Genomic DNA, 16,849 nt, shown 5'->3' on the forward strand with positions numbered 1-16,849 from the left:
AAAAAACTTTACCAATTATGGTAACGCAATTGGGCTGTGATCTACGGTATTGGGCAGCAGCTCACTCGTGTAGTATCGGGGAATGCTAGTCTGCGGCAACGCTCATGCCTTGCTGACGCTTATTTCTGGCACTCCTGTTAAGTAGTCGGACATAAATAAACGGCTCTGTGTTAAGAAATGTAAAAGCCAGCCAAATTGTATATGTCACAAGCATGAAAGCAAGTTTTACAAAACTTTATACAGCTCCCAAAACTTTTGTCCGACTACTTACCTGTGAAGAAGGAAACGTAATCAGGACTTACGCAGCCACACCATATATATTGGTGAAGGTGCGTTACGCTACGCTAACACACCCTACATATCGAGCCTTTGCGTAAGTCCTAGTAATGCAAGAAACGGCTGAACTATGGGCTTTTGCCCGCAATAATTCTTATGTAGCCTACGATGCAGACTTAATTATTGCGGCTCAAGCTGTCATTATTAAGAGCATAGGAATAGACGTAATTATTGCCACAACGGATACCGAAGACTTCAACCGATTACTCAAACAGCATCATATTGAAGCTAGACGCTGGAGAGATATTAAACCTTGGCTAAACAGTTGACAACTTAAAGTTCTACCTAAAGATAGAGGTGGATTTGAATCATTAGCCTTGTATTTGTGGGGGCGCAAGGCTTGCGCCCAAAAAACTGGCATGAAACGGTAAAACTTCTTTACAAGCTGCCGGAGATTACAAAAATTGACTTAAGTCAAAGCGTTATCTGCCAAAAATTTCCTAGAGTAGGGATAGAGAAACTGAATATAGGAAAAAGTAACTTATGTTTTGCGAACAGTGCGAACAAACCGCCAGTGGTAATGGCTGTCATCAATGGGGCGCATGTGGTAAAAGTCCTCAACTCAACGCCGTTCAAGATTTATTAGTTTACTGCTTGCGCGGACTGGCGCCAGTGGTGATTAAAGCCCGTCAGTTAGGCATTTCTACTCACGATGAAGATGTCTTCACCTGCGAATCGTTATTCGCCACAATGACGAATGTCAATTTTGACCGAAAACGCTTTACCAAGTATGTCCGTGACTGTATCGAGAAGCGAGATAATTTAAAAGCTAAAGTCAAGGAAGCTAGTCCCGAACCCGTCAAATGGGGAAGAGTGTCTGGGTATCATCCTGACTTTAATGAGAGTTTAGTCGAACAGGGTCAAGATTTAGCATTAGGCTTTATTAGTGAATCGGCGCGGGATGTTGACATTTTCTCCCTGAAACTCACGGTTCTCTATGGAATTAAGGGCGCTGCTTCCTACACCTTCCATGCTCAAGAATTGGGACAAGAAGATGAGCAGGTGTACCACTTCATTCAAGAAGCCTTAGATGCGCTAAATCATCAAGATTTCACCTTGGATGATTGGGTGAATTTAGCCTTAAAGGTGGGAGAAATTAACCTGCGGGCGATGGAATTATTGGATGCGGGACATACCAATACTTATGGACATCCCACGCCAACCCCTGTTCCCCTCAATCCCCGAAAAGGCAAAGCTCTTCTGGTATCGGGACATGATATCAGACAACTGGAAGCTATCCTAAAACAGACGGCGGATACAGGGATTACCGTTTACACCCACGGCGAACTTTTACCCGCTCACGGTTATCCTTTACTTAAACAGAACTATCCTCATCTGTACGGGCATTATGGAACAGCTTGGCAGAATCAAACCAAAGAATTTGGTAAGTTTCCGGGGGCGATTATTGTCACTACCAATTGTTTGATGCCGCCTCATGACACCTATGATGAGAAACTGTTTACCATTGGTCCTGTTGGGTTTGCCGGCATCAACTATATTCCACCGGAGGAGGGTAACATCCCCGACTTTAGCCCAGCGATTCAAAAATCCTTAGATATGCCTGGGTTTGTGGAAGAGCAACCCCCGCGTCAGGTGATGGCAGGATTTGCCCGGAATGCGGTGTTAAATGTGGCGGATCAAGTGATTGATGGGGTTAAGCAAGGCAAAATTCGTCACTTCTTCTTAGTTGGCGGCTGTGATGGCGCGAAACCAGAGCGCAATTACTACACTGAATTTGTGGAAAAAGTACCGGAAGATTGTATTGTTCTCACCCTAGCTTGTGGTAAGTTCCGTTTCTTTGATCAACAGTTGGGAGAAATTGGTTCTCTGCCTCGGTTAATGGATGTGGGACAATGTAATGATGCCTATTCCGCGATTCAAATTGCCTTGGGATTAGCGAAGGCGTTTGATATGGATGTGAATCAATTGCCTTTGTCGATGATTTTGTCGTGGTATGAACAGAAGGCGGTGGCTGTGTTGTTGACGCTGCTGTATCTGGGAATTAAGGATATTCGTTTGGGTCCCACGTTACCCGCGTTTATTTCTCCTAATGTTTTCAAATTGCTGTCGGAGAAGTATCAGTTGAAGGCGATTACAACTCCGGATGAGGATTTGGCGGCTTGTTTGGGTTGAGTTAGTTAGGTGAGGGTGAGGGGGTGTGGCTTTTGTCGCGCCCCTTTTCACTTGGATTTCAGGTTTCGTTGTGTGAATACAAGGTAGGGAGATGAGCAAGCATACCACATTATGTTAATCCTTACTCTGCCATTATTTTGTCCCACCCATACTGACAAGAACTACACAAGCCTTGGAATTGCTCGTCTAAAGATAAGGGGTTACCGCATTCGCAGTAAAGATACTCCCGTTTGTAACCACAAGCTGCACAACAGTCTTCAGCGAGCAAATAAGTATCACGATCACACTTTGGACATGTACCTAGCGGTGGCTCATCACCTTCTTTTATGGCTGTATGAGTTTTTGCCCTTAAATCCTCAGATAAACATTGTTCTATTACCTCTGAACATTGTTCTATTACCTCCTTAAAAGGAAAATATAAACCACAATAACTGCAAAACAAGGAAGTATCAAGATGATAATCACCTTCATCTTCTGTTTTTATCAAACTTGAATGGCAATCGGGACACCTAATTTGATTAACAGACTCTGCAAGTGCGGTATATTTCCAGTTTATTTTCTCTAATGATTTTTTACAAACCTCTTTCTCGACCCGATATACATCTGCTGTGTCTAGGAGAGCTTGCCAACACTTGTCATCCAGAAGTTCCAGAGGATCTTCCTGTAAATATTTTCTTATAAAGTCTCGAATTAGAATAAACGACTTGGCAACAACTTCAAGAACAACATCAGGAGATTTATCAGTGTAGTAATGTTCTATCTCATTACGAAGCTGACTTAATTCATCAAACTTTCCCCACTCAACTTGAATATTAAGGGTCTTAAACCTTTCTACCGCATTAATCAAAAGTGACATACTTTAGTTTTATTGAAACGTAAGTACAATAATATAATACAACATATTACAGGAATTGAAGCGCCGTAGCGAAGCACAAGTAGATATTGATTTTCCCTGTGTTAATTCAAGGTACGGTGACGGGTGATTGATTCCACCACCGAGCCAAGCGCGATCGCAATGATTCTACTTAAGTCGGCTTATCCCCTTCTAGCAACTCAGCGAGCTTGTGGGCAGCTTCATGTGAATTATACGGAGACCAAACAGTATAGGTTGCTCCGGGTTGCAAAAGCGCATCTTCCTCCTTGGCAAGCTCAAGGACTAAAAATTGCATAATCCTTAGTTTATCGGCGCGGGAGAGATTTTTTAGTGTCGGAAGAAGTTCTGTTACAGTCATATTAGTTAAACCTAGCCTATTTATTCCAATTTTAACTTTGTCGGTCAACAGCATCCTGCGAGGAAACGCGATCACGTACAATTTCAAGATGCCATTCACCGAACAGGTATCTGCTCCTTGCTTAACTGCTCGAATCCAGGTGGAAGAGCTAAAGGCTCAGAGATAGACATAGGTGACACGAACTAAGGGCTAGTCACCACCATAATAGCTTGGCAGACCGTCTACGGTGCGATTGGATAAGTCCAGCATCTGAGACGCGATCGCATCTTGCTCTTCTTCTGGCAATTTCTCAAGCTGTGCAATAACGCGCTGAAGTAATTCAGTCATCTTTCCTAACTGTAGATAGTCCTCTACAAAGCATCATAGCAGTACGCTGTAAACGTCTGGTTAAAATGCTAACGACTGTGGCGCGATCACAAGAGAGCTACAGATAAAGTAGAGGTTAGATTTCCTGTCGTTTTCCCAACCTACGACGATGAGCGAACTAAACCATTGCAGAATCAGCAAGATGAGAAAGGTTATTCTCAAGGCTGAACTCAACTTGGAAATCTGTAGCTTTAACCTTGGGAATAACTTTGCCTTTATCTTTCACTAGCTCAACTATTCCATATCTTTCTAAAGTTTTTAGTGTTCTAGACAGGTTAGACTTCTTCCGATGGGTTAGCTCTTCAAGCTCTGAAATAGAACGTGGCTCGTGGTTAATGATTATTCTCAGCAAGTCTTGATTTTCATTACTCAAGACTTGGGCTAGCGACTTCATCGATTCAAACCATACTTTCGGTTCATCTTTTTGGGGCTTATATTCTCCTTTGGCAATCGCTATAGTTCTTTTGATGTAATTTTCTCTAGAGATAATCCCTATTTTCATAACCTTATTTTCCATGGAAATCACCTCTTATTTTGGAATAATAATGCGATTCACATCAGTCCAAAAATCTTCTAGTAGTTGACCTGCACTTTCAAACTCATAAGCTTCTACAACATTTCGTTTGTGTTTGTGATCCCAGACAGTTCGATTAGCCGTGTATTTATTCCCTTTAAGCTTTATTCCATGTGCATTATCATATCCGATAATTCTTTCATTTCTACTGTTATGTAAAGTAAAACTATATTTGATGCCATGGGGTATATGCTCATTTGGAGCCACCTTCCGAGCTTCAAATTTCGTCCAATAGCCGTTTTCCATGGGGAAGATTTCCCCATCTAGGTCAAGTAACGTTTCAAGTCCGTAGTCCCTATCTTCTTGGCTCAAAATATACCTGTCTTTAATATTCTGTAGAGACAGTTATCATCAGATCATAACTTTATTATGTCTCCTTTGTCAATCAACCTCTATGAAGGGGAAACGCTGCAAGTTCGTGCTACAGTGCGATTGGGCAAGTTCCAGCATCTGAGATGCGATCGCACTGGCTTGTGTCCGGTATATTAACTTAGCATTAAATGGCACGCTCAGATGAGGCTGGTGGGCATTGCCCACCCTACGGTAGATCAAAGGTTTCGGTGATACCTAAATGCTTAAGCCGTTCGGCATTTAAACCTTAATTTTAATCATGACGAAATCCTTGCCGTAGTGCGAGCATCTTGCTCGCTACATTGAGCATCTTGCTCGCTACATTGAGCATCTTGCTCGCTACTCATACCCAATTTAAATGCATAATAACTTACTCGGATAACCAGCCAAATACAGACGCCACACTTAGATTTAGCTCATTGGCAAAAGCGGGAACAGGAAGTTTTTGTTCTGCTTGATCAAACACCTCTAGTTTCTGTTGGGGAAGATAAACAAACACCGTTTGCTCATCTGGGTCAATTAACCAACCCATTTGAGTTCCATGATTGAGACAATGTAATATATTTTTGGTTACTTTAGTCTGACTTTGGTCAGGTGATAGAATCTCGATTGTCCAGTCAGGAGCAATGGGAAAGGTATTGGCAATTTCACCATTCGCGTCACGGGGAATTCTCTCCCAAGTAATTACGGATACATCAGGAACGATTGAGCGTCCACCAAATGTACAACGTAGCTCTGAAAAGGCTCGTGCAACCTGTCCAGGTTTAAGAATTACGTTGACAGTCGTAGAAAACTCCGTTTGAATTGTACTGTGCTTACCCTGTGGCATTGGCTTCTGAATGATTTGCCCATTAATATATTCGCTGGCGGGTTTGGTTTCTGGTAGTTTTAGGAATTCTTCCAGAGTTATGGATCTAGATGGAGTCTTTACCATTGGGACTTCCTGGTAAAATAAAGGGAGTTGTGTCTATCTGGATTGTACGCGATCGCGAGTGCTTATGGTGAAGACAGCGTAACGACGAGCGTGCTATTAATTGGAATCTTGAGACTGTCCACATTGTTTACAATACGGTAAATACTTATAAGTCATACTGTGACAATTATGACATTCAGCGTATTGATAAAAACCACAGTGGGGACAGTAAGCATCATGGGTCGGAATTTTATTAGCACACCGGATACATCGTGATTTTTGCACTCGCCTAGCTGCTTGTACTTTTGAATTAAAGACAATTTTTTGGAAGAATTTGATAATGCCAAACCCAATCAGAGGAATTAGTAAGATATAAGCATAACTGACCAGAAAAACGAGTCCGCCTAAAAGGGTGCTGATGAGATCAACGATAACTTGAACGATTGCACCAAATTGCAAAAACTCAAATATCTTAAAAATTAATGGTATAAAAAATACGACTGACAAATGCCAGCTAATTAGGGCAATGAGTCCATACCCTTTTCGTTGAGCAAAATTGTAAACCGATAAAGAAAGGAAAATTAGCGGTAACAGAAAAAGCGATTGAAAGCTGAATTGGATGCTGGGATACCAAAAGGATGCCCGCTGGTAGGCGTTTTCAATGGACTGAAATGTTCCGTCATCCTTAAGAAAATTGATAAAAACTAAACTTTCTGGTTGTGCCGTCAGTTTATTTTTGAGTTCAGCGATTTCCTGTTTAAGCCTAGCAATATTGCGGTTATTTTGTTCGAGTTGCTGTTTGGCTTTCTCCGCCTCGACTAGATTAATCGATTGCTCACGAGGCTGACCTGCTATTTTTTCCAATAAAGTTGAGTCATATTGCTCACGAATACGGCGATTTGTTTGTTCAAGTTCATTGATTTCTGCTTGTTTCTGATCAATCGCTGTTATAATTTGCTGATTTTCTGGATTATTGAGTTGATCTTTGTAACTGCCATACTCTAGGCAGGTTTGAGAAACAGTACCTAGACGTCCTACCGCCGCTTGTTGATAGGTTTGCTGGAAAGTAGATTGATAGTTTCTTGCAGAAATAACTGAGAACTGGATAATCTCATAATCTTTATCTGAAGTTGTTTGGGTTTGGTAATTTTTCCACTCAGAATAACAGGGATAAGCCTGGGAAGGGTTAATATACCATTGGCTAATATCATTCAGTCCGGTAAAAACATTGACTAAAATAAAAATATCAATCAAGATAATGACAGTCAAACTTACCTTATTGAGGGGTTCATTGTTGATTGTCCTTGATCTTCTAAAAAACCGATTCAACAGACGGCGTAGTTGAGTAAGCATATTGTCTTTTCAAGAGTAGATTAATATGAGGGAAATAAGCTGTGAGTAAGCTGTCAATTTGATAACGAGGCAGACGGGGAAACGCAACGGCATTGATGTACACAAGTAGAGTATCGTCAGCTGTGCTGATTACTCCCAGTAGTTCTCCCAATTATCTGAGAACGCCTGTTGTAGCTTTTTCATGTAAGCGTATGTTTTAATCTTCACCATCCACACCTGATTAGAACTACGATTACCTCCCTTACATACAACACCCTCAGCAACACTATACTTCCCTTGACGGACATCATCCATAAACTTGCCAGTGAGTTTGCCGCGATAAACAATTTTGGGGATGTTGAATTCACTGAAGTCACGGATAAATTGCTCAGGATGAATGATACCTTTATCAGTCTGGACATCAAAAAGTATAAGTTGTTTAGCCTCCTCTATTTTATGCATTCCAGCAAAAGAGCTAGATCCTAAAAATTCTGTAAATACTGTAATTTCCGGACAGAAATAGAAATATTGAGGGTTATCTCGAAATAGGCTATCCAGAGAATTGGCAAAATCGTTCTGGAAAATCTCAGGCGCTTCCTCCAAGCCAGGATGATCAGCATTAAATTTGGCAATACCCATATCGTCCAAGTCAAATCTGTCTCGACGTGTGCCGAAAGCATACCAGCCAAGCTCAACCTCCCAAACCCAATGGAGATTAGTACCATCATATTTTTCAAAGGCGATACATCGCTCTAGAGGACAGTTCCTACTATCTGGGATTGGGATTTTCGGATATACAAGCTTGACTCGTGACATGGCTATACATCCTGTCCTACAGAAGTCTAATTAATATATCATAATCCGACTTAGAGGACGCCTTTATAATTATCTCCTTTTGCGCTTGGTAGTAGATAATTTGGCAGCCGTACCTCTCCAGAGAATTAATAGAGGAATAGACGCCAAGCCTAATGGTATGACAAGCATAAAGGATTGCAAAATAATCGCATTAATCAGTATTAATAAAGCTGGTACTCCAAAGATGAACCAGCCGGAAATTAGTATCCACCAAGAGATTGTTCCCGCCGAGAGACTTCTAAAGGCTCGACCCCTGAGATGAATTTCTCCCATAGGGTCATATCCAGAGGGAATTCGTTCCTGATAGGGAGGTGTTTGATCTGGGGGAACTTCGATAAAGAGTTTATCTTTATTGACTTTATCATCGTCAAAAAATGAGTTCGGATCGTTGGGGTTACTCATGGTTATTCATCTATCTGTGTAATTCGAGGTTACCTCAGTTCATTTTCAACCAACTAAACACATGATTTACGGTTACTGTCAGTTCAATTTCTGATAATACAGGTAATGAATCTTTTCCCTGGAGGAGAACAGGCTGTTGCTGGGTTAGAAAGACTAAAATACTCAGATCATCAGGATCAATAAACCATCCTAAGCGACTCCCATGCTGGAGACAGTGGAGACTATTGCCAATAACTTTATTCGGTTTTTGTTCCGGAGAAAGAATCTCTATCGTCCAATCGGGTGGCAGGTCAAAATTATCAGGAACGTCATGATTGACGGTAAAGGGTATGCGTCGCCACTGAAATACAGCAACATCGGGGACAATAGAACGTCCCCCGAAGCTACACCGTAATTCAGGAAAGGCATAAGCAATTTTGGCATCTTCAGCGATTTGATTGATAGCTGCACAGAGTTTTCCTTGCAATCGGCTGTGTCTTCCTTTTGGCATTGGTTTCTGGATAATTTCTCCGTTGATATATTCCCTCGCTGGTTTAGTTTCTGGAAGCTGGAGAAACTCTGACAAGGTGATGGATTGGGTGATTGCTGTCATTGTTTCTGAATCCTGGGGTATGGAATGGGTGCTGAGTTTAGCCTAACTGATCACGCTACGCGATCGCTGTCCAATCAACCACCAGTCCTATCCACCTTATCCCCAGCCATACAGATAGCCACAACCCTTGATAACAAAGAGATTAGGCAACATGCCCTAGGGGGGATAGTTCAGCCACAACGGGAAGGGTAGGGAGGAATTGAATGTTCTGGAATTAGACCTGGCATATCTGTAAGGATGATATATATTTGTATGCCAAAAACAAGGGGCAGATATAAGTGATTGATATTCTGTGGCTCCTGGTCTGTTCTGGCTTGGTATTCCTGATGCAACCCGGGTTTATGTGCCTAGAGTCAGGGCTGACGCGATCAAAAAATAGTATCAATGTTGCCATTAAAAACTTAGCTGACTTGGGCATATCTATCGCCTTATTTTGGGCGTTCGGATATGCTTTTATGTTTGGTACCTCGGTGCTAGGGTGGGTTGGCTCGAGCAATTTCTTCGTTCACGTTGAAGCTACACCCCGACTGGCGGCGTTCTTTTTGTTCCAAGCCATGTTTTGCAGCACCGCCACTACGATTGTCTCCGGGGCGGTGGCGGAACGGATGAAGTTTCGGGCTTATCTAATCTTAGCGGGTTTGGTGTCTGGTCTGATTTATCCCCTGTTTGGACATTGGGCGTGGAACGGGATCGATTTAGATGTATCACCAGGTTGGTTAGAACAGCTTGGCTTTGTTGATTTTGCGGGGTCTACAGTGGTTCACAGTTTGGGGGGCTGGGTATCCCTCGCCAGTCTGATGATTATCGGATCACGCACCGGGCGATTTCCGGATCATCTACCGCCGCGAAAAATCCACGGGTCTAATTTACCCCTTTCGGTTTTAGGTGCCATGTTACTGTGGATTGGCTGGTTGGGATTCAATGGGGGCAGCACATTGAGTTTAAATGAGCAAGTCCCTAGCATTATTGTGCATACCGTGCTGGCGGGTATTGCCGGAATGATGGCAGCCGGAATGGTTAGCTGGTATCGGTGTCAACTTCCGGAAGTCGAATCCTTAATTAATGGTTCCTTAGCGGGATTAGTCTCGATTACCGCCTCTTGTCATGTTGTCACCTCTCCCGCATCCGTGATTATTGGGGCGATTGGGGGGATTATTGCTACCTTGATGTCGAATTGGTTGGAACGGTGGCGGATTGATGATGCGGTAGATGCCATACCCGTGCATCTGGGTGGAGGAATTTGGGGAACATTAGCGGTGGCGTTGTTTGGTCAACCGGAATTAGTGGATACGGGGTTGAGTCCAGTGCTACAGCTTGGTGTACAGGGAATCGGAATTCTTAGTTGTGGGATTTGGGCATTTAGCATAACTTATCTCCTATTATTCATCACTAATCGTTTTTTCCCAATGCGGGTGAGTGTTGAGGCGGAACAGATTGGTTTAAATGTGTCCGAACATCGCGCTAAAACTGAGATTTATGACCTGTTTCAGGTTATGGAAGCCCAAGCCCAAACCCAAGATTTAAGCTTACGAGTTCCTGTCGAACCGTTTACGCAAGTCGGTCAAATTGCCCAGCGCTATAACCAGGTGATGGATGCCTTAGAAGATGCTTTAACGCGCACCGATGCCATTGTCAAAACCGCCATGGATGCGATTATTACCTTCACAAAACCTCAACTAAAAATTGTCACCGCTAATCCCAGTGCAAAAGAGATATTTGGGTATTCTATCAGCGAATTTACGGGTATGGATATTCATCAGCTATTGAATTGGTCAACACCCGTAGCCGATGATACTGATATAGGCATGGAACGGTTATTAAAAGTGGGCAGACATGAGATTGTTGGCTGTCGGGTTGATGGGTCTCGCTTTCCTCTAGAAGCGACGGTTGTGGAGACGAAATCGGGTCAATATTGCTTTTATACGGGTACATTTCGCGACATCTCCGAACGCAAACAAGCCCAAGCCGATTTGTTTCGGGCAAATCAGGAAATTACCACGCTGAATGAACGTCTCAAGGCAGAAAATTTGCGGTTGAGTGCTGAACTTGAAGTCACTCGTCGCTTGCAACAGATGCTGCTTCCAAAAGAGGCAGAATTGAATCAAATTACTGACTTAGAGATTTCTGGATTTATGGAACCGGCGACGGAAGTGGGTGGGGATTATTATGATATTTTACCCTATCGCGATCGCGTCCAAATTAGTATTGGTGATGTGACGGGACATGGCTTAGAAAGCGGGGTATTAAGCTTAATGGTACAAACCGCCGTCCGCACCCTATTAGAAAGTAACCAAACTGACCCCAAGCAATTTTTAGATATCCTCAATCGCACCATTTATCAAAACATCCAGCGGATGAACTCCGACAAAAACCTCACCTTGGCTTTGTTGGACTATCAAAAAGGTATCCTGAATTTGAGCGGACAACATGAAGAGATCATTGTCGTGCGGACTGGAGGTCATATTGAGCGAATTGATACCATTGATCTAGGGTTTCCCATCGGTTTAGATGCTGATATCGCTGATTTCGTAGCACATCTTCAAGTTCAGTTAAATCCGGGAGATAGTGTTGTCCTCTACACTGACGGAATTCCAGAGGCAGAAAATGCCCAAGCGATACAATATGGCATCGAACGCTTGTGTCTGATTCTCAGTCAGAATTGGCAACAATCCGCTGCTGAAATTCGGCAAGCCGTTATTGATGACCTACGCCAGCATATTCAAGCACAGCAACTTTATGATGATATCACCTTACTCGTGATTAAACAAAGAAAAATTTTTGAAGTTTAATTGCCTATTGCCTATTGCCTATGACACACCGAGCGTGTTACCGAGCGAAGTCGAGGTAAGCCGAGGTGTTGCCTGTTCCCTGTTCCCTGTTCCCTGTTCCCTAACCAATGACAAACAACCCATGGTTTTCAATCCGTTCTGCCCTAAATAATCGCGTTTTTCCTTATTTTGCCTCCTTCTTAACGGTAGTTATCCTGCTAACCGTAGTTTGGGGTTTTGAACGCGCTGAACACCAACGGTTTTCCGAACAACAACGTTCGGATGTTCTCAATCAACTGAGTGCAGCGAGAGCCCGCTTGGAAGCCGCCCTAAACCAGCGACTTTTTCTCACACGAGGTTTATTGGCGTATGTGTCCACGATTAACCCGGACATTACCCAAAATGAATTTGAGCGTCTCTCCAGCGTCCTCGTCGAAGATCAACAAAGGATTGAATTCTTAGCCCTGTATAAAGATAACATCGTCAGCCATCTCTATCCCTTAGCCGGAAACGAAGACGCAATTGGCTTTAATCCGATGACTATTCCGGAAGAACGAGACGCCATTGAGAGAGCCATTCAAAGCCGCCAAACCGTTTTTGCCGGTCCGTTGCAGTTAGAACCTAAAAAAAATTGGGGATTTATTAGTCGTACCCCGATATTTATCACGCCCCCCGACCAACCCCCCCAAAGTGGTCGCTACTGGGGTCTAGTTGGTATTGGTTTTGACCGGAACACATTATTTAAAGACGCCGAATTACTCAATCCATCCAACCAAATCCAATATGCGATTCGTGGCAAAGATGGGTTGGGTGAAACGGGAGACTTATTTTTCGGCGATGCTAGTATTTTCCAACAAAATCCCGTCAGTTTAGAGGTAACGTTACCCAACGGAACATGGCAATTAGCGGCGATTCCTGTCAACGGATGGGCATCAACTGCACCTATTTCCAAATGGTTGTGGATAGGGGGCGGATTATCAGCACTATTAGCTGGAGTGTTAGTTTATATCTTAGTCAGTGAGCCAGTTCGACTGCAAAAAGCGGTTCAACGAGCGACTATCGCATTGCGCCGGAGTCAAGATGCCCTCCAACATGCCAATGAAGAATTAGAAACGAGAGTGGAGAAACGCACGGCTCAATTGGCTCAAGCGAATCAGGAAATTACCCTGCTCAATAGTCGTTTGAAAGCCGAAAATCTGCGCCTGAGTGCTGAAGTTGAGGTGACACGTCGTCTGCAACAGATGATGTTACCTAAACAGGAGGAACTGAACCAGATTGCTGAATTAGACATCGCTGGCTTTATGGAACCCGCTACTGAAGTTGGTGGTGACTATTATGATGTCCTGCAAAATAATGGTCATGTCACTATTGGTATTGGCGATGTCACGGGACATGGGTTAGAAAGTGGCGTCTTGATGATTATGGTGCAAACGGCGGTGAGAACGTTATTGGAAGGAGTGAAAACGGATTCAAAGCAATTTTTAAGTGTCCTGAATCGAACGATTTATCATAATATCCAGCGAATGAAATCTGAGAAAAATCTCACTCTCTCCCTCCTGGACTATCACCAAGATAAACTGCGCTTGAGTGGACAACATGAAGAAATGATTGTCGTGCGTTCGGGTGGTAAAATTGAGCGAGTTGATACCATTGATTTAGGCTTTCCCATTGGTCTAGTCGCCGATATTGCCGATTTTGTCGCCGATGCGGAAATCCAGTTACATCCTGGAGATGTGGTGGTTCTCTACACCGATGGAATTCCCGAAGCTGAAAATCCCCAAGGCGCACAGTATGGGATTGAACGTCTGTGTCAAATTCTCAGTGACAACTGGCGACAGTCAGCCCAGGAAATTCGCCAAGCCGTGATTGAGGATGTGCGGCGTCATATTGGGACACAAAAGGTTTATGATGATATAACGCTGTTAGTGATTAAACCCAAACCATCCTTGCTGCGCGATCGCTCCGGCGTCGCACCAATTCAACAGGATAGTTAGGGAATAGGGAACTGGGAAAAAGATTACGCCTGACGTTTACAAGTTATGATTGTTTTCTTTGGCACTCCTCAAACAGACTACTGGCAAACGCGATATGACTCAGATCTTTGGAGATTTCAACGAACAGCTACCTCCCAGTGAGGAATATCTGGTTATCCAATTTTCACCCAGCTCAATTCCGTTAAAGCATCGCTGGCGGAATAATGGGTTATCCGCAGATTTCATGGCTGACTATGTGGTAACATTTTTTCCCACTGACCAAGAGGATACGAATGCTACAGCTCAACAAGTGGAGATTAAGAGTGCTGTAAGTTACATTGCCAATGAGCTGTTAGAGAACGCCATGAAGTTTAACGAGGATACCTCACCGCACGCCATTAGTATCGCCTTACACCTGTATAACGACAGCTTAGTCTTCTTGACAAAAAACACGGTTCCTCCCCAAATTCTGGATAATTTTCAGGCGTATCTCCAGCAATTAACGACATCAGACCCCCAAGAGTTGTATATTCATCAGTTAGAACAAAATGCAGCAGACGAAACCAGCACGGCTTCTCGCTTAGGATTTTTAACCATGATCAATGACTACATGGCAACCCTCGGCTGGAAGTTTGAAACCCTGGCAAAGACGCCACCGATTACCACCGTCACCACCATGGTGCGATTGATGGTATAGTATTTCTTTCATCTTATATACAAAACCCTATAGTTTAGGGTTTACGGTTCATTGTGTTGAACCACTCTATTAGACATCTCCGATAATTCATCTGAAACCATTGTCAAACAGTGGTTAAATCTTAATTTCTAGAGATGTTTATAAGTAAGTTTGTTTATTTAATCAGCTTTTGAGAACGCCATAATTTTGTCAAGGATGGGAAAAATGGAAGTTAAAAGTGATACGTATAGTGTATTGTATGATAAAGAAAATTCAACCGTTTATTGGAAAGGTTCCCTAAGGCTAAGTGGTACCGAAGAATATGCACCAATTATAGACTTACTCGATCAAGCCATAGAGAGTCAGCCCTCTATCCTGACACTTAACTTACGAGATATGCAATTTCTCAACAGTTCGGGAATTAGCATGTTGTCGAAATTTGCGATTAAAGTTAGACAGAAAAAGACGATTAAAATGATTGTAAAAGGTTCTCAGAACATTCCTTGGCAAGGTAAATCGTTAAAAAACTTGCAGCGACTTATGCCAAGTTTGACACTGGAAGTCGAGTAGGGGCGCAAAGCTTGCGCCCGGATTCAAGAGTATTGAGAATTTTTTCAATCTCGTAGGGTGGGTTAGGCGGGAATTGAATTCAGGCGATAATCCTTCAATGAACTATCCGCCGTAACCCACCGATATTCAGGCGGGAAATATTTTAAAATTAACTGAAATATTGGGTAGGGGGCAAAAGGGCAATTGAATAAAGAGCGCACGTTGGCTTTTTGCGTCAACTTAAGCTCAAAACTGTGCAATACCTTGAGACTGACCCCTCCCTAACTCTCCTCTTGCCAAGGGGAGGGAACTCGAAATGCGATCGCTCCCACAACGATCTTTCCCAAGCCTGATTCTCTCTTTACTCATTTTCATTAAACTCCAACAATTGAATGGAAGTTATCGCGTTTGAAAAATGTTTTGAACCATCGCCTTATCTAAACTTGCCGCCACTTGATCCAATTCAGTAATCTCACCAGCACTTAACTGCCATCCCAGCGCACCAATATTCTCCTGTGCCTGTTTCATCGTCTTTGCACCAGGAATAGGCAAAGTGCCTTTACAAATACACCAATTAATCGCCACTTGCGCCATAGTTTTCTCTTTGGAGGAAGCGATTTCTTGTAAACATCCTAAAAGCGGCTGGATTCCGGGTAATAACTGCTTAAATAACAAACGGCGTAACCCTTTCGGGAATGAACCTTTCTCAGAATACTTTCCCGTCAACAGTCCTAACGCCAGAGGACTATAGGCAATCAGTTGAATTCCCAGTTGATCACAAACATCTTTGATGCCCAATTCGGTAACAGGATAAGTAGACAAGAGTGAATACTGGACTTGTAACGTAGCAATCGGAACCCCTCGCTCTTTAAACTTAGGATAAATTTCTTGAAGTCGTTTGGGTCCATAATTAGAGAGTCCAACACCCTTAACCAGTCCTTTTTCGTAGAGATCAGCCAAACCATCCAAAAGCCGTTCTTCTTGCCACGGTGCATAATTGGCAGTAGACCAATGCATCTGTGCCAAATCGACATTTCGTCCCAATCGTCGCGCCGAGGCTTGACAGGCGGATACCATTGAGCCGCGCGTTAATCGCCAGGGATAGGCGGCTAGCTTGGTGGCAATGCAAATGTTCTCTTGGTTTATACCAGAATAGTCGCTAGAGAATCGTCCCAGGAGTTGCTCACTGCGTCCATTTAATCTGCCTGTTCCATAGGAATCACCCGTATCAAATAAGGTGACGCCATTACTGACACACAGATTAAAGACAGCTTGCAACTCGTCATCCATGCTTTCGTCGTACCCCCAGAGTAGTCGATTTCCCCATGCCCACGTTCCGCAGCCCATGGTAGGAAGGGAGAGTTTTTGGCTAGTCTGCATAATCCTACAGAATGTCATTGAACGCACCCCACTCAAATCGAAGATTCTAAATAAACTACCCAGACCTGCTATCGCTCTCGGTCTGGGTTTTCAGTAGCCCTGAAATCATCGAACAAGCCAAGTTGAACATACTCAACAGTTTGACTTAACTTGCACGACAACCCCGTGCCTCCAGGCTGGTTTATAGACAGCCCCACAAGTGCAATATTATTGGCTCCATTAAAGTCGGCATCCCCATGCCAACCACAATGCCCACATTTAAAAGTCTTGCCACTACGGTAAGACTTTCCTTTTATCGGATGAATATGCAGGCACTTGTGACACATTTGGGAAGTATAGGCAGGGGGAATTGGGATAACTTGAACACCAGCACCAAGGGCTTTATACTCAATGAATATTCGCAGTTGATAGAACGCC

At 43.3% G+C, this 16,849-nt stretch carries 18 protein-coding genes; 6 read left to right on the plus strand and 12 right to left on the minus strand.

Annotated features, from left to right (window positions below):
• Window positions 1-386 precede the first annotated feature (386 nt).
• Both RIC07_RS35070 and hcp read left to right on the plus strand, forming a co-directional pair.
• Window positions 387-605, plus strand: a complete 219-nt coding sequence (locus RIC07_RS35070; protein ID WP_446398542.1) for a hypothetical protein — start codon at window positions 387-389, stop codon at window positions 603-605.
• A gap of 214 nt (window positions 606-819) precedes the next feature.
• A complete protein-coding gene (hcp, locus tag RIC07_RS35075) occupies window positions 820-2,469 on the plus strand; it encodes a hydroxylamine reductase (protein WP_446398543.1) in 1,650 nt (549 codons plus the stop codon).
• 121 nt (window positions 2,470-2,590) lie between these two features.
• Here hcp and RIC07_RS35080 read toward each other — a convergent pair whose 3' ends face one another.
• From RIC07_RS35080 to RIC07_RS35125, 10 genes are all read right to left on the minus strand, one after another.
• Window positions 2,591-3,325 (minus strand): hypothetical protein, encoded by a 735-nt coding sequence (locus tag RIC07_RS35080; RefSeq protein ID WP_446398544.1) that lies wholly within the window; start codon window positions 3,323-3,325, stop codon window positions 2,591-2,593.
• A gap of 169 nt (window positions 3,326-3,494) precedes the next feature.
• On the minus strand, window positions 3,495-3,701 hold the full coding sequence (locus RIC07_RS35085; RefSeq protein WP_446398545.1) for a hypothetical protein: 207 nt from the start codon (window positions 3,699-3,701) through the stop codon (window positions 3,495-3,497).
• A gap of 189 nt (window positions 3,702-3,890) precedes the next feature.
• The gene (locus tag RIC07_RS35090; RefSeq protein ID WP_446398546.1) at window positions 3,891-4,028 is read right to left on the minus strand and encodes a hypothetical protein; all 138 of its coding nucleotides are present in this window, start codon (window positions 4,026-4,028) and stop codon (window positions 3,891-3,893) included.
• A 157-nt stretch (window positions 4,029-4,185) separates the two neighbouring features.
• A complete protein-coding gene (locus RIC07_RS35095) occupies window positions 4,186-4,584 on the minus strand; it encodes an HVO_A0114 family putative DNA-binding protein (protein WP_446384506.1) in 399 nt (132 codons plus the stop codon).
• Between the two features lie 12 nt (window positions 4,585-4,596).
• Entirely contained in the window at window positions 4,597-4,953 is a 357-nt protein-coding gene (locus RIC07_RS35100) for a toxin-antitoxin system TumE family protein (RefSeq protein ID WP_446398547.1), read from the minus strand.
• 409 nt (window positions 4,954-5,362) lie between these two features.
• Window positions 5,363-5,926 carry a Uma2 family endonuclease gene (locus RIC07_RS35105; RefSeq protein ID WP_446398548.1) on the minus strand — a complete coding sequence of 188 codons (564 nt, stop codon included), beginning with the start codon at window positions 5,924-5,926 and terminating at the stop codon, window positions 5,363-5,365.
• A 96-nt stretch (window positions 5,927-6,022) separates the two neighbouring features.
• A complete protein-coding gene (locus RIC07_RS35110) occupies window positions 6,023-7,258 on the minus strand; it encodes a hypothetical protein (RefSeq protein WP_446398549.1) in 1,236 nt (411 codons plus the stop codon).
• Between the two features lie 129 nt (window positions 7,259-7,387).
• Window positions 7,388-8,053, minus strand: coding sequence for a hypothetical protein (locus RIC07_RS35115; RefSeq protein ID WP_446398550.1), 666 nt, complete (start codon window positions 8,051-8,053; stop codon window positions 7,388-7,390).
• Window positions 8,054-8,122: 69 nt separating this feature from the next.
• The gene (locus tag RIC07_RS35120; protein ID WP_446398551.1) at window positions 8,123-8,494 is read right to left on the minus strand and encodes a hypothetical protein; all 372 of its coding nucleotides are present in this window, start codon (window positions 8,492-8,494) and stop codon (window positions 8,123-8,125) included.
• Window positions 8,495-8,528: 34 nt separating this feature from the next.
• Window positions 8,529-9,086, minus strand: a complete 558-nt coding sequence (locus RIC07_RS35125) for a Uma2 family endonuclease (protein ID WP_446398552.1) — start codon at window positions 9,084-9,086, stop codon at window positions 8,529-8,531.
• 278 nt (window positions 9,087-9,364) lie between these two features.
• Between RIC07_RS35125 and amt the strand changes: the two genes are divergently transcribed.
• The 4 genes from amt to RIC07_RS35145 all read left to right on the plus strand — a co-directional run bounded on the left by amt (window position 9,365) and on the right by RIC07_RS35145 (window position 15,073).
• Window positions 9,365-11,875 carry an ammonium transporter gene (gene amt, locus RIC07_RS35130; protein ID WP_446398553.1) on the plus strand — a complete coding sequence of 837 codons (2,511 nt, stop codon included), beginning with the start codon at window positions 9,365-9,367 and terminating at the stop codon, window positions 11,873-11,875.
• A 107-nt stretch (window positions 11,876-11,982) separates the two neighbouring features.
• Window positions 11,983-13,848, plus strand: a complete 1,866-nt coding sequence (locus RIC07_RS35135; RefSeq protein WP_446398554.1) for a SpoIIE family protein phosphatase — start codon at window positions 11,983-11,985, stop codon at window positions 13,846-13,848.
• A gap of 94 nt (window positions 13,849-13,942) precedes the next feature.
• A complete protein-coding gene (locus RIC07_RS35140) occupies window positions 13,943-14,524 on the plus strand; it encodes a slr1658 superfamily regulator (protein ID WP_446398555.1) in 582 nt (193 codons plus the stop codon).
• A gap of 204 nt (window positions 14,525-14,728) precedes the next feature.
• Entirely contained in the window at window positions 14,729-15,073 is a 345-nt protein-coding gene (locus RIC07_RS35145; RefSeq protein ID WP_446384528.1) for a slr1659 superfamily regulator, read from the plus strand.
• A gap of 378 nt (window positions 15,074-15,451) precedes the next feature.
• On the opposite strand, the gene RIC07_RS35150 is transcribed toward RIC07_RS35145, so the two are convergent.
• Both RIC07_RS35150 and RIC07_RS35155 read right to left on the minus strand, forming a co-directional pair.
• Window positions 15,452-16,432 carry an aldo/keto reductase gene (locus RIC07_RS35150; RefSeq protein WP_446398556.1) on the minus strand — a complete coding sequence of 327 codons (981 nt, stop codon included), beginning with the start codon at window positions 16,430-16,432 and terminating at the stop codon, window positions 15,452-15,454.
• A 68-nt stretch (window positions 16,433-16,500) separates the two neighbouring features.
• A partial coding sequence (locus RIC07_RS35155; protein ID WP_446398557.1) for a zinc ribbon domain-containing protein occupies window positions 16,501-16,849 on the minus strand: 349 nt, incomplete at its 5' end.

The sequence above is a fragment of the Coleofasciculus sp. E1-EBD-02 genome (assembly GCF_040218245.1).
Classification (GTDB): domain Bacteria; phylum Cyanobacteriota; class Cyanobacteriia; order Cyanobacteriales; family Coleofasciculaceae; genus Coleofasciculus.